Origin of the sequence: Streptomyces sp. NPDC048637 (genome assembly GCF_040650675.1) — a bacterium.
In the GTDB taxonomy this organism is placed as follows: Bacteria; Actinomycetota; Actinomycetes; order Streptomycetales; family Streptomycetaceae; genus Streptomyces.
The window spans coordinates 97994-112073 of the sequence record NZ_JBEZHQ010000013.1 but is presented as its reverse complement, the minus strand read 5'-3'; the positions used below and the strand labels follow the sequence as shown (position 1 = coordinate 112073).

Here is a 14080-nt window from a genome sequence, read left to right as displayed (position 1 = left end):
TTGCCCGCGAGTACACGGAGAGGACGAGCCAGTCCTGACATCACCGGCATTGGCGTCACCGAACCTCACACGGAGCGGCATCCACTACGCCTCGGGGCAACCGCTTGTCATCGCCCCCTGGATGCACACCCAAAATTCGGCGCCGGACCGATGAGGTTAGGCTCACCTATGTGAGTACCTGCGCCACCGCTTCCCGTGAATCGGCCGAATCTCTCGCCGGAACCGCGGCACCTGCCCGGACCTGGCTGCTCATCGAGCAGACAGGGCCCTGGGGAGCCCACGCGCTGACAGAAAGTCACCTCGACCCTGACGTCGGCCGGGCACTGGAAGCCGCGGCAGAGGGAACGGGTGTACGCGTCGCCCTGATCCGACGGCCGGGACGCCACGCCGACTGCCACGGCACCTCCGGTCGGCGCCTGTTCCTCGCGCATACCGCCCCGGGCCGCTCCTGGATCCGCACGACCACCGTCACCGACCCGCGGACCGCCCTCGGCCTGGACTTCATGGCCCTGGGTGCGGGAGAGCATCACGGCCTCTGGGAGCCGTACATCGGTGAACCGATGGTCCTCGTCTGCACCAACGGCAAGCGGGACCGCTGCTGTGCCCTGCTCGGCCGCCCGCTCGCCGCCGAGCTCGCCGCCGGCGGATCCGAGGTCTGGGAAGTCACCCATATCGGCGGTCACCGCTTCTCCCCCACGCTTTTTGTCCTCCCGTACGGGTACGCCTACGGACGAGCTTCGGCCCCTTTGGTCAAGGAGGCCGTGGAGGCGGCGCGCGACGGACGGATCACGGGCGACCACTGCCGTGGGCGCTCGGCCTGGGACCGGCCGGGCCAGGCCGCCGACCTTGCCATCCGCGGGCTTATCGGAGAGGACCGCGCGGACGCACTCGACGTCGTACGGACCGACACGGTGTGGCCCGAACCAAGGTCGGCCGACAGCCGGACGCCCGGCATCTCGGCGGTTGCGGGCGCCTCCCCTGCCTGGGTCGTCACCATCGCGCACTCCGACGGGCGCACCTGGCGGGTCGCTGTCGAACAGCGGGCCGACGGTGCTGCGGCGCCCGCTAGCTGTGGGGCGCCGCTCGGTCCACCGGCGCGCATGGTGGTTGTCTCCGTCATTGCGGCGAACGGCATGCTTCACGAGACGAGCCTGGCTGCCAGTAGGTGATCTCGCCAGCTTCCCCACGGAGTCGCCGAGTGCTTCAGCAGCACCTGCTCCCACCACACACGGCCGCTGCGGGGCCTCGCGGTTGCCAGACCTATGGCCGTCTGGGAGCCGGTGGCCGTCCCGGGCCCCAGGCGCCCGGCCCCGCCCGCCTCTGCGGTCCGGTGGCGCGGAGCCGTCCCGGGACCAGGTGAGGCGGCAGTCCAAACGCACTGACCAACCACCGCGTCGAGCCCGTAAGGCCCCGCCTCGTCGGCCGATCAGTACCTCTCCCACCCCCTTGCACCGCTGACGCCACGTCCCGCAGCCATCCCCCGCCGAGCTCATTGACCGCTCCCTCCTACGCACCCACCACGCGCCTCACCCTCGCCTTGCGGCCCCTGACGCCGCACGCAAGGCCTGTCGGTTTCACCATGCGAGGCTAAGCGCGCACACTCCGCATCCAAAAGGCCTGTGGATAACTCCTCCCAGCTCTTCTCCGGGCCACTGACGAGCACCTGACCTGTACCTTCGCTGCGACAGGCAGTCGCCGGGCCAATCAGCGGACCGCTAACGATGCGGTCGCATCGGCATCCTCCTGCTCGGGGGATCACCAGGACGAACCGGGAACCGAGGGCCCCGAGCAGGACGAGCCGACCATGGCAGCTGTGCGTCGCACCATCGTCCTCGTGGCGGCTGCTGGCGTTGCGGCACGGACGATCATGATGGCGTGAGGATCTTGGTGAGCGCCTTGGGTTAGACACCAACGACAGCGGGGGGGCACACACTCGACTCCCGGACCCCGGGGCCCCGGGGCGGACAGAACCACATCCGGGTAGCCGCCCGGACACCCACCGAATTCCCCCCATCAAGGATTACCCCCCGGCCACCGCCGCGCTTACTGTTCGTTCGTATGGGCGAAAAGGAAGAGTCGGTTCCACGCCCGAGCGGCGCAGTGCCCTCGGGTTCCGCGCCGTTTACCGCCGACGCACCGGACTCGGACGCCACTGGCAAGCCGGGCAGCGCCTCGCACACGGCCGACAGCCGACCAGCCGTCGAGGCCACAGCCTCGGCCTCGGCCAACCAGGGACCGACCATCCCAAGGTTGCGCCGTACCCGTCCACGGCTGGGCTGGCCGCGGCGAGTGTTCTCCCAGGTACTGATGGTGCAGCTGGCCATCGCCACCGGGGTCACGGCGCTGGCGACCGGGCTGTTCCTCGCCCCGCTCAGTGCGCAGCTCGACGACCAGGCGATGCGCCGCGCTCTCGCCATCGCACAGACCACCGCGGCCGCGCCACGCCTCGACGACGCCCTGGAGTCCTCCCGTCCGACGCGTCATGGACCCGTGCAGAACGAGGCGGAGCGGATTCGCGCCGCCACCGGAGCCGAGTATGTGGTGATCATGGACAAGCGGGGGGTGCGCTGGTCCCACACCGACCCTGACGAGATTGGGCGCCACGTTTCGACGGACCCGAGCGCCGCGCTGTCCGGTCAGGAAGTCATGCAGATCGATGAGGGCACCCTCGGCCGTTCCGCGCGCGGCAAGGTCCCGCTCCGCGACGAGGACGGCACGGTCGTGGGCGCCGTCTCCGTCGGCATCGCGTACGAGAGCGTGCAGGAACGGCTGCTCTCCGCCGTCCCCCAGATACTCGCCTACGCGGGCGGGGCTCTTGCCGTGGGCGCTCTCGCCGCCTATCTCGTTTCCCGCCGCCTCCAGCGCCGCACCCACGATCTGGCCTTCTCCGACATCTCCGCGCTGCTCGCCGAGCGGGAGGCGATGCTGCACGGCATCCGCGAGGGGTTCCTCGCGCTCGACAAGCACGGCCGCATCCGTCTTATGAACGACGAGGCACAACGCCTCCTGGACCTCCGCACCGAGGACACCGGACGCTATCTGGAAGCAGCCCTGCCACCGGGCCGCACCACCGATGTTCTGGCCGGTCGTGTTTCGGGGCCTGACCTCCTGGCCGTCAGTGGCCAGCGGGTCCTGGTGGCGAACCGCATGCCGACCGATGACGGCGGTGCCGTGGTCACCCTGCGCGACCGTACCGAACTGGAGCGGCTGGGTCGCGAACTGGACGGCACCCGCGGCCTTATCGATGCCCTCCGTGCCCAGGACCACGAGCACGCCAACCGGCTACACACCCTGCTCGGCCTGCTCGAACTCGGGCTGCACGAGGAAGCCGTGGAGTTTGTGACACAGGCCGTGGGAGTGCATCGCGCGACCGCCGAGCAGGTCACCGAGCGCGTCAACGATCCGCTGCTGGCTGCCCTCCTGGTGGGCAAGGCCACCGTCGCCACCGAGCGCGGCGTCTCCTTGAGCATCTCCCCCGAGACGCACCTGCCCGACCGCCTCGTCGACCCGCCTAGCCTGGTCACCATCCTCGGGAACCTCGTCGACAACGCCCTGGATGCCACCTCGGGCGAGCGCGACGCCCAACTGGAGGCGGAGATCCGTGCTGACGGCCGGACAGCCGTCGTGCGCGTCAGCGACAACGGACCGGGCGTGCCCGAGGAACGTCGCGCGGAAATCTTCACCGAAGGATGGACGACCAAGGAGCCGCCCGCCCACGGACAGCGCGGCATCGGCCTGGCACTCGTACGCCGACTCGCCGAGCGTTACGGAGGCAACGCCGAGGTCTCCGAGCGCCCCGGTGGAGGTGCAGTATTCACCGTGACGGTCCCCGACGCACTCTCCGATGAGCTTCCCGAGCCCCGTCGAACAGCCACACAGACAGCGATCACGGACACCCGCACCACCAGGCGGCCCGCAGCGGCCACTCGCCGCCCCGAAGGTGCCACGGAGGTCGGCAGATGATCGATGTACTGGTCGTGGATGACGATGTGCACGTCGCGAAGATCAATGCGGCATACGTCGCCAAAATCGATGGATTCCGCGTCAGTTGCCTCGCGCACACCGCCGGAGAAGCCCTTACCGCCCTTGAAACGCACCCCGTCGACCTGATCCTCCTGGACCACTACCTGCCCGACAGAACAGGGCTCCAACTGGTCGGCGATCTTCGGCGTCGCGGTCTGCTCACCGACGTGATCATGGTGACTGCCGCCCGCGATATCGCGACCGTTCAGGCGGCGATGCGCCATGGTGCGCTGCAGTACCTGGTCAAGCCGTTCACCTTCGCGGGCCTGCGCTCCAAGTTGGAGGGTTACGCAGCGCTGCACCGCACGTTTGCGGGCGGCGGGCAGGCGGAGCAGTCGGAAGTGGACCGGATCTTCGGGGCGTTGGGCGCCGCGAACGCCGGATCCGCCGAGTTGCCGAAGGGACACTCCACCGCTACCGCCGACCGCGTGCGCTCGGTGCTGCGCTCCGCGGATGCCCCGCTGTCCGCACAGGACGTTGCCCTGCAGGCGGGGCTGAGCCGGCAGACCGCCCAGCGTTACCTCAAACTCTTGGAACGCACCGGCCGGGTACGTCTCACGCTCAGGTACGGCGAGACCGGCCGCCCCGAGCACCGCTACGAGTGGGTCTAGGTGCTGTCCGACGGGTCATGCGGCTCCCTTATCGGGCCGCTCCCTTGGCGCGGCGAGCAGACGGCCCGCCAACCGGCGGAGATCACCAGGGGTACAAAATGATCTATGTGCCGCTAATGAACATTCCGAAGATGGCAACAATCGCCGACGCTGAACTGGTCAGCCACACCTTGGCATGCGCCTTCGACGATGCCCCCATGATGCGCTGGTTCCTCCCGATGATTCCTCTCGCGAGGCGGGGCTGGTCCGTTACTTCATGACGCTCGTCACCCGGCAGTACGCCCACCACGGCGTGCGCGAGCGCACGATTGCAGGGGCCGCCTTCTGGGGGCCGCCAGACGGGCAGGCAAGGCCGTTCCTGACGCGGAGACCATCCAGGAGCTCCAGAACATCCTCGGCGACCGGGCTCTGCTATTCCGAGATGAGTTGCGACTGCCAGGAGGCGGGCCGGTGTTGTGGGCCATGCGGCGCGAGCCCCGCCCTCCGACTGGCGTCTAAAGAACGTCCGGCGGAGCATCAACAGCGCCACAGCCGAATGCTACGGCGAGGGCGACCGTGGCGTGGAAGACGTACGCTCTCTCGTCGACCTTGGTCGCCACGGCGCGGGCGTCCTCCACTTATGGACGGTTCTCTCACCTTCGTTCCTGCGGGCACAGTGTGTTCGGTCGGAGCAGCCCGGGCGGCCGACAGCCCGCAGGATCCGCTCCCACCGGCCGTCCGCCGCCCCACCGCCGGCGGCGGTCATGAACCGTCTTCCAGCGCGGTCGCCCGGGGGCCTGCCGACGGTCACGGGTGGGGCAAGAGCCATGCCCTGCCCCGCCCCATCTGCGCCTGCGGTCCCAGAGCATGTCCGTCCCTGCCCGATCGGGTACGCCCTAAGCCGCCCCCGCTCCCGTGAGCGCCCGTACCTCCGTCTCCGCATGCCGTGCCTCGTCGGCGGCCTCCGGGGAGAGCACTGTTCCCAGCCAGCCCATCAGGAAGCCCAGTGGGATCGATACGACACCGGGGTTGTCGAGCGGGAAGACGGCGAAGTCCAGTCCGGGGAAGAGTGACTCCGGACTCCCGGAGACCACCGGTGAGAGGACTACCAGGGTGATCGCAGGGATCAGGCCTCCGTATACGGACCACACCGCGCCGCGGGTCGTGAAGCGTCGCCAGAAGAGGGTGTACAGCAGGACCGGCAAATTGGCCGACGCGGCGACGGCGAACGCCAGCCCCACCAGGAAGGCCACGTTCAAGTCCTGGGCTAGAAGGGCGAGGCCGATGGCGACCGCGCCGACAGCCACCGCTGCGATGCGCGCCACGGCCACCTCGGCGCGCTGGGCGTCCTGTGCCGTGCCGCGCGGGCGTCGTAGGGAGGCATACAAATCGTGTGCCACGGAGGCCGACGAAGCGAGCGTGATGCCGGCGACCACGGCCAGGATGGTGGCGAACGCGACCGCGGCCACCACGGCGAAGAGCACCGTCCCTCCGGTCGAACCGGCACCGCCTCCCAGGTCGAGAGCGAGCAGCGGGACGGCGGTGTTGCCGGCCGTGTTGGACGCCCGGACGGCATCGCTGCCCAGTACGGCAGCGGCACCGAATCCCAGCACGATGGTCATCAGGTAGAAGCCACCGATCAGTCCGATGGACCAGACGACGGAACGACGGGCGGCGCGCGCCGTGGGGACGGTGTAGAAGCGGGAGAGGATGTGCGGCAGTCCGGCCGTTCCCAGGACGAGCGCAATGCCGAGGCTGATGAAGTCGAGCCGCGAGGTCCAGTCGCCGCCGTATTTGAGGCCGGGCGCGAGAAAGTCGCGGCCGTGACCGCTGCGTTCGGCAGCGGTGTTCAGAAGTTCGTTGATGTCGCCGTGGAAGCGGACCAGTACCAGGACAGTCAGAGCGACGGCACCACCCATGAGGAGTACGGCTTTGACGACCTGGATCCAGGTCGTGGCCCGCATGCCGCCGTAGGCGACGTAGACCACCATCAGGGCCCCGACCCCGATCACCATCCAGGTACGGGCCTGCTGGCTCGCGCTCCCCACAAGGAGAGCGACCAGGCTGCCGGCACCGACCATTTGCGCCACCAGGTAGAGCACGGACACGGTGACGGAGGCCGCGCCGGCGGCGATGCGGACGGGGCGCTCCCGCATCCGGGCAGCGACGACATCGGCGAGGGTGAACCGGCCGCAGTTGCGGACCAGTTCGGCGACCAGGAACAAGACGATGAGCCAGGCGACGAGGAAGCCGACCGAGTACAGCAGACCGTCGTATCCGAAGAGGGCGATCAGTCCGGAGATACCGAGGAAGGATGCGGCGGACATGTAGTCCCCCGCGATGGCGAATCCGTTCTCCATGGGCGAGAACAGTCTTCCGCCCGCGTAGAACTCCTCGGTGGAACCGCGCCTGCGGCGGCTCACCCAGGTGGTGATCGCCAGGGTGACGGCAATGAACACGCTGAACAGGAGCAGCGCGAGGGTCTGGTGGTCACCGGTCACCGGGTGTTCCCTCCGGTCAGTTCCTGGGTTTCCCAGCGGATGTCGAGCGCCGCGCTGTCCCTGCGCAGCCGGGCATGGCGCGCGTATGCCCAGGTGAGCAGGAAGGTGGTGGCGAACTGGCCGAGTCCGGCGAGCATCGCAACGTTCAGGGCGCCTGCGACGCGGTGGGCCATGAGGTCCGGCGCGGCAGTCGCCGCGATCACATAGGCGAGGTACCAACCCAGAAAGACCACCGTGCCAGGCAGGACGAACCGCCGGTAGCGACGGCGCACCTCCTGGAAGGCCGCACTTCGCTGCACCGCCAGATAGACCTCGTCATGCGGCGCGGACCGCGGTTCCGGTACCGACGGCGGTGGCTGCGTGCCACCCCACCCGTCCGTTGTCTCCCCTGCGTCGTCCAGTTCGCCCCACCCGGAGGCGAGATCGTCGTACCAGGGATCGTCGAGCCGTAGGGCCCCTGGCTCACCGACCGAACGGCCGTCCTGCTTGTCCACCGAACTCTCCTTGATGCACGGGTCTGTTGTCCGTGCGGCCCAAGGGTGGACAGAAAGGAAGATCCGGGACTCTTCATTGCGAATCCTTCACCCCATCAGGTGATGGGCCGCCCAGGCGGCAGTGCGAGGCCGTGGCGGTACGCGTAGTGGATCGCCTGGGTCCGGTCCCGTAGCCCCGCTTTGGCGAAGAGATTGTTGATGTGGGTCTTCACGGTCGCGGTGGAGACATGCAGCGTGCGCGCGATCTCCGGGTTGGACTGGCCCTCGGCGATCAGCCGCAGCACCTCCACCTCACGGGCGGTGAGCCCGTCGGGAGGCTCGTCCGCCGGCTGTGGCAGCGGGCTTGCGGGCTCCGTGAAGCGCTCCAGAAGCCTGCGCTGAATCCTGGGCGACAGACCGGCCTCACCCGAGAGCACATCGTCAATGGCGCGGACGATCTCGTCGCCGTCGGCGTCCTTGGTCAGGTATCCGCGTGCGCCGGCCCGGAGAGCGGGAAAGAGCGAGTCGTCGTCTGCATAGGTGGTGAGCACCACCACCTGCATACCGGGGTGCCCGACACGGATGCGACGGGTGGCCTCGACACCGTCACAGCGTGGCATCCGCAGATCCATCAGGACGACGTCGGGAGCGAGTTCCGCGACCAGACGGACCGCATCCTCGCCGTCCGCGGCCGATCCGACGACCTCGATACCCGGCAACAGCCCCAGCAGCATCACGATTCCTTCGCGCACCACCGTCTGGTCATCGGCGACCACGACCCGTGTCATCGTGCGCTCCGTCATGCGGGCACCCGCAACCTCACCACGAATCCCTTTCCATCCGGGCCGGACTCCAGCGTTCCGCCGAGAAGTTCCGCGCGCTCCCGCATCCCGGGCAGACCGTATCCGGATCCGCTCTTGGCCAGCTCGCCGGTCTTGCCACGGCCACCGAAGTCGCGCACCTCGAGCCCCACGTCGCCCGTCCCGTACTCCAGCCGCACGCTCACCCGGGCTCCCGGAGCATGCTTGCGCACGTTCGTCAGCGCCTCCTGGGCGACCCGGCGGACCGCAAGGCCCGCTTCGGCCGGCACGGTGCGGGCCTCACCCGTCACATCCAGCTGAGCGCCCTCAGCGGCGGCCAGACGGCGCAGAAAGTCCTCGACCGGGATCTCATCTCCCCGCGCAGCACGGAAAGCGCCTCACGGGTGCCTTCCAGCCCGTCTCGGGCCATCCCCCGGCACGCCGACACCCGCTCCAGGAGCTGGTCGCGGTCGGCCTCGAGGTCGGCGCTGCGCCGGATCAGCAGTCGCGCCGCCTCCAGGTGCACCAGCTGGGCGCTGAGGCTGTGGGCCAGCACGTCGTGGATCTCTCGTGCGATCCGTCCGCGTTCGGCGAGCGCCGCCGATTCGGCCCCTGCCTTGCGGGCCGCCCGTTCCTGGGCCAGCAGCCGCTGCGTGTTGCCGCGCGCCTCGGCGTCCAGCCGTACGACGTAGCCCGCCAGCGCCAGGCCCACGGTGGTGGTGGCGGTCGCCATCCAGTTGCCCGTGATCGCCATCACCGTCCACAACCTCCCCGGACAGAACACCTAGGGCGGCGGCGGAGCACGGTAGGGCGACGCTCAACGGCAGCCGCGCCATGGCGGTGATGGCACAGGCACACCACAGGACGGTCGCGGGCGCCCGCGCCCCACCGAGCGCGAAGCCCGAGGCCGCGGCCTCCAGAACGGCGAACAGCCCGATGGACGGCCACAGACGGCGTGCGAGGGTCGTGAGGTAGAAGGCGCGGAACGCCATGGCGGTGATGACCATGCCGGCGCCCGCCGCCACCAGGCCCCAGCCGGTGAAGGCCGGCCCAGCCAGGGTGGTCCACACCAGGGCCGCGACCATCACGAGACGCACCGCCCGGCGGATCCACAGCCGGGCCCCGCCGATGTCCTCACGGGCCAGCGACTCGCGCAGCGGCCAGCTCGTCCAGGAGTTCAGCGGCACGTACGGTCCTTTCGCGGCACGTTCACGGCCTCAGCCCGCGACAGGGACACCGTACGTGTGCTGCACCGCCCGGGCCCGCCAGGTGGTGGCCCCGGCGCGGGTCAGCAGCATTGCGGCTACGGAGAGCATGGTGGCCGCGCTGCCCTGATGGATGCCCATGGCCGCGGCGATACCCATGAGGCCGATGCGCAGCAGCAGGCCGCAGCCCCACACGCCGGCCGCCGCCCAGCCGCCCTTGGTCCACACCGTGCCGTCCGCGTCCGTCCAGATACGGGTCGTCCAGGCCCAGCCGGCGCCGCAGGCCAGCCCGATCAGGAGCTCCAGGCCGAGCAGGACGGCGGACGCCGTGTGGTGTGCGGGATCCAGGAGCCCGGGCTGCCGCACCGCCACGACCGTGAGGACGGCCGGTATCAACCACCACTTCTTGCCCTCCGAAGTGATGCGATGCGCCTTGAACTGCTGGACGAACACCAGCGCAACAGCCGCGGTGATCACAACGATGTTGAGCGAGCCGCTCATGACCTGGCCCTCCGGGGACGGTGAATTCGACCGTCCCGACGCTACGGAGCAATGCTGCCGCCCGGATCGGAGCCAGGGTGGGGCCCGGGTGGAAACGGCGACGGGCGCCTGTTCCACCCAGGGGTGGAGAGGCGCCCGTCGGGAGCTGCTGCCCCCTTACGTGTCGATGCGCGAACGGTCCAGAGTGGACGCGGAGTTGGTGATGAACTCCTTACGGGGGGCGACTTCGTTGCCCATGAGGAGGTCGAAGGCCTTCTCCGCCGCTTCGAGATCACTGATGTTGATGCGCCGCAGGGTGCGGTGGCGCGGGTCCATGGTCGTCTCGGCGAGCTGGTCGGCGTCCATCTCACCCAGCCCCTTGTAGCGCTGGATGCTGTCCTTGTAGCGGACCTTCTTCCGCTGGAGTTCGAGCAGGGTCTGGCGCAGTTCGTTGTCCGAGTACGTGTAGATGTACTTGTCCTGACCCTTTTTGGGGTTGATCAGTTCGACGCGATGCAGCGGCGGGACGGCGGAGAACACCCGGCCCTGTTCGACCATCGGGCGCATGTAGCGCTGGAAGAGGGTCAGCAGCAGGCAGCGGATGTGGGCACCGTCGACGTCCGCGTCTGCCAGGAAGATGACCTTGCCGTAGCGGGCGGTGTCGATGTCGAAGGTACGGCCGGATCCGGCCCCTATGACCTGGATGATGGCGCCGCACTCGGCGTTCTTGAGCATGTCCGAAACCGATGACTTCTGGACATTCAGAATCTTGCCACGGATCGGCAGCAGGGCCTGGAACTCCGAATTCCGCGCCAGCTTGGCGGTGCCCAGCGCCGAGTCTCCCTCGACGATGAACAGCTCACTGCGGTCGACATCGTCGCTGCGGCAGTCCGCGAGCTTGGCCGGCAGCGAGGAGGACTCCAGCGCCGTTTTCCGCCGCTGGGCCTCCTTGTGCTGACGGGCGGCGATGCGCGTCCGGGCCGCGGCGACGATCTTCTCCATGACGGAGCGCGCCTGCTGCTTGTCGTCCCGCTTGGTGGAGGTCAGGAACGACTTGAGTTCCTTGCTCACCACCTGGGCGACGATCCGCGAGGCGGCGGAGGTGCCGAGCACCTCCTTGGTCTGGCCCTCGAACTGCGGCTCCGCGAGCCGTACGGTCACGACGGCGGTGAGGCCCTCCATGGCGTCGTCCTTGACGACGTCGTCCTCGGCGACGCGCAGCAGCTTGCTCGACCGCAGCACCTCGTTGACCGTCTTGGCGACCGATCGCTCGAAGCCGGAGACGTGGGTGCCGCCCTTGGGCGTCGCGATGATGTTGACGAACGACTTGACCGTCACGTCGTAGCCGGTGCCCCAGCGCAGCGCGACATCGACGGCCAGTTCCCGGGTGACCTCGGTCGGTGTCATGTGACCGCGGTCGTCGAGGACCGGCACGGTCTCCTTGAAGCTGCCCTGGCCGCTCAGTCGGAGCACGTCGCAGACGGCCCTGTCCTGCGCGAGGTACTCGCAGAATTCGCTGATGCCGCCGTCGTAGCGGAACGTCTCTTCAGTCTTTCCGGCACCGTCGATGCCACGCTCGTCACGGACCACGAGGGTCAGGCCCGGCACGAGGAAGGCCGTCTGGCGGGCGCGGGCGTGCAGCGTCTCCAGGGAGAGCTTGGCGTCCTTGAGGAAGATCTGCCGGTCGGCCCAGTAGCGCACCCGGGTGCCGGTCTTCGTTTTGGCGATCCGCTTGCCCTTGAGCAGGCCGTTGCCCGGGTCGAAGGGGGCGTCGGGGCCCAATTCTGTGAAGATGCCGGGGACGCCGCGGCGGAAGCTGATCGAGTGCGTCTTGCTGTTGCGGACCACCTCGACATCCAGCCGGGCGGACAGGGCGTTGACGACCGAGGCGCCGACGCCGTGCAGACCGCCGGAGGCCGCGTACGAGCCGCCGCCGAACTTTCCGCCGGCGTGCAGCTTGGTCATCACGACCTCGACGCCGCTGAGACCGGTCTTCGGCTCGACATCGACGGGGATGCCGCGGCCGTTGTCCCTGACCTCCACCGACCCGTCGTCGTGGAGGATCACCTCGATGTGGTCGCAGTAGCCGCCCAGTGCCTCGTCGACGGAGTTGTCGATGATCTCCCAGAGGCAGTGCATCAGTCCCCGGCTGTCCGTCGAGCCGATATACATGCCGGGGCGTTTGCGGACGGCTTCGAGCCCCTCGAGGACGAGCAGATGCCGCGCGGTGTAGTTGGAACCGTCCCGGTCTGCCCCGGTCAGCACTGCGGTGGACGGCACGGACATCTCGGCGGTCACGCGGTTCGCTCCTCGCTGAATTTCTGGCAGTCCGCATTCCGCGGACTCGGTTGTGGCGGTGTCGCCGGTCAGAGGGTACCGAGGCCTGGTAGAGCCGATGTGACGCCACCCGTAAGCATGACCATGGTAGTAGAATTTCGCTCGTACGTTCGATCCCTCGTTGGGGTGACGTCCTAGTGACGTGCACATCACGTTCCCTTCGAGGCATGAACCATTTAGGCTCCGGGCACGTCCTCATCAACAACCGGCAAGCCAGCCGGGAGGACAGACCAACAACCAACGTGAATCAGACCACCACGCAATACGGCTCATTCGCCGCCACCCGGCAGCACCCGGCCCCCTCGAAGAATTTTTTCGAGGAAAAGGCACGAGCGGGAACGTTTTCGGCCTGGTTGGATGTTGACCCTGGTACGACAGCTCGTCGAGCTAGAGAAGAGGCGACGTGACTACTGTTCTGACACCCGCGAGCCCGCTGACGGCCGCTGACCGCTGCGACCGCTGCGGCGCCCAGGCATACCTGCGCGTCGTCCTGATGTCCGGCGGAGAACTGCTCTTCTGCGCCCACCACGGTCGCAAGTTCGAGCCAGAACTCAAGAAGATCGCCGCGGAAATACAGGACGAGACGGAGCGGCTGACCGCTTCTCCGGCGTCCGCGTCCGAAGAGGAACGCTGACACTTCGCATCCACGACGAGCGAGCAGCGGCCCAGCGCCGTATCGCGGGCGGTCCCCCGGCACCACCGGGGAGACCGCCCGCACTCGTACGCTCACACACGCCTGACAGCTCCCCGCGCCGCTCAGTCGGCCCCGTGTGCGGACACGGCCGGGAGGAGCGCTGAGGCGCGCGTATAGACCCCCGGACTGCCCGCCTGGCCGCAGCCGGTCCCCCACGACACCAGGCCCACCAGCCGCCCGCGGACGACCAGCGGCCCTCCGCTGTCCCCCTGACAGGCATCCCGGCCGCCGGCCGGCTCCCCTGCGCACAGCATCGATTGCGCCCTGTACCTGCCGTCGGCACTGCCTGGATAGGCCCGCGCACAGACCGCATCACGCAGCACGTTGACGTGCGCCGCCCGCAGTCGTGACGCATAGCTGCCCCCGCCTGTGGTGTCGCCCCAGCCGTAAACCGTGGCCGCATTGCCCGGCCGGTAGGCGCTGTCATGCCGTCCAGCCATCGGGATGGGCCGGTTCGGAAGCGGCTTGCCGAGCGTGAGAACAGCCATGTCGCCGTCGTTCGTCCAGCTGTTGTACCGCGGGTTGACCCAGATCTTCGCGGGCTTGAGCTCCTGCCCGCCGCCGCCGGCGAGGTTGTCGCGTCCGACGACGATCCTCAGGTCCCGTACCTGTCGCCAGGGGACGCCCAGCACCTCCTTGCTCAGGCAGTGCGCCGCCGTCACCACTGTCGAGTGCCCGACGAGCACGCCGCCGCAGAACTGTCCGGAGCGCTGAGCCCCGAAACGCTCATGGGAGGCCAGCGCCACCGCCCAGGGACTGTGCGCCAGCGGTGCGGGCTTTCCGCCGATCACCGACTCGTCCGCGGCCGCCGCCGTCGGCAGTGCGAGGGTCAGCGCGAGGGCCCCGAGAGCAGCGTGGACGAGCGGACGCATTCGGACTCCTAACTCTGAGACAGTTCGCGCATACCCAGAGTGACCCAATCGGCTGCCCCGCGCACCCGGACGGGCGCGAGCCCGGCCCCTCCGGCTAGGAGGGAC

10 protein-coding genes and 2 pseudogenes are annotated in these 14080 nt (G+C 68.8%); 5 read left to right on the top strand and 7 right to left on the bottom strand.

All coding sequences use genetic code 11. From position 1 onward, the window contains the following. Positions 1-170: 170 nt before the first annotated feature. The 4 genes and pseudogenes from AB0C46_RS18840 (at position 171) to AB0C46_RS18825 (ending at position 5132) form a co-directional block, all read left to right on the top strand. Complete coding sequence (locus tag AB0C46_RS18840) at positions 171-1169, top strand: sucrase ferredoxin (protein ID WP_362828926.1); 999 nt, start codon at positions 171-173, stop codon at positions 1167-1169. Between the two features lie 1138 nt (positions 1170-2307). Continuing rightward, positions 2308-3963: a sensor histidine kinase gene (locus AB0C46_RS18835; protein WP_362828984.1), complete on the top strand. Its 1656-nt coding sequence runs from the start codon at positions 2308-2310 to the stop codon at positions 3961-3963. After that, positions 3960-4634 carry a response regulator gene (locus tag AB0C46_RS18830; RefSeq protein ID WP_362828924.1) on the top strand — a complete coding sequence of 225 codons (675 nt, stop codon included), beginning with the start codon at positions 3960-3962 and terminating at the stop codon, positions 4632-4634. The genes AB0C46_RS18835 and AB0C46_RS18830 overlap by 4 nt, the downstream gene beginning before the upstream one ends. Before the next feature lie 98 nt (positions 4635-4732). Further along, a pseudogene (locus AB0C46_RS18825) lies at positions 4733-5132 on the top strand (hypothetical protein). 377 nt (positions 5133-5509) lie between these two features. Here the strand turns inward: AB0C46_RS18825 and AB0C46_RS18820 are convergent. From AB0C46_RS18820 to AB0C46_RS18795, 6 genes and pseudogenes are all read right to left on the bottom strand, one after another. Continuing rightward, positions 5510-7114: a cation acetate symporter gene (locus AB0C46_RS18820; protein WP_362828923.1), complete on the bottom strand. Its 1605-nt coding sequence runs from the start codon at positions 7112-7114 to the stop codon at positions 5510-5512. Continuing rightward, positions 7111-7608, bottom strand: coding sequence for a DUF485 domain-containing protein (locus AB0C46_RS18815; protein ID WP_362828922.1), 498 nt, complete (start codon positions 7606-7608; stop codon positions 7111-7113). The genes AB0C46_RS18820 and AB0C46_RS18815 overlap by 4 nt, the downstream gene beginning before the upstream one ends. Positions 7609-7703: 95 nt before the next feature. Beyond that, entirely contained in the window at positions 7704-8390 is a 687-nt protein-coding gene (locus AB0C46_RS18810; protein WP_362828921.1) for a response regulator transcription factor, read from the bottom strand. Next, positions 8387-9574, bottom strand: a pseudogene (locus tag AB0C46_RS18805) (histidine kinase). The gene AB0C46_RS18810 and the pseudogene AB0C46_RS18805 overlap by 4 nt, the downstream one beginning before the upstream one ends. A 30-nt stretch (positions 9575-9604) precedes the next feature. After that, entirely contained in the window at positions 9605-10093 is a 489-nt protein-coding gene (locus AB0C46_RS18800; RefSeq protein WP_362828920.1) for a DUF1453 domain-containing protein, read from the bottom strand. Positions 10094-10249: 156 nt separating this feature from the next. Beyond that, on the bottom strand, positions 10250-12370 hold the full coding sequence (locus tag AB0C46_RS18795) for a DNA topoisomerase IV subunit B (protein WP_362828918.1): 2121 nt from the start codon (positions 12368-12370) through the stop codon (positions 10250-10252). Between the two features lie 442 nt (positions 12371-12812). Here AB0C46_RS18795 and AB0C46_RS18790 point away from each other — a divergent pair, with 442 nt between their 5' ends. Next, positions 12813-13043, top strand: coding sequence for a hypothetical protein (locus tag AB0C46_RS18790; protein WP_006602664.1), 231 nt, complete (start codon positions 12813-12815; stop codon positions 13041-13043). 122 nt (positions 13044-13165) lie between these two features. On the opposite strand, the gene AB0C46_RS18785 is transcribed toward AB0C46_RS18790, so the two are convergent. Then, positions 13166-13975 (bottom strand): serine protease, encoded by an 810-nt coding sequence (locus tag AB0C46_RS18785; protein WP_362828917.1) that lies wholly within the window; start codon positions 13973-13975, stop codon positions 13166-13168. Positions 13976-14080: the final 105 nt, after the last annotated feature.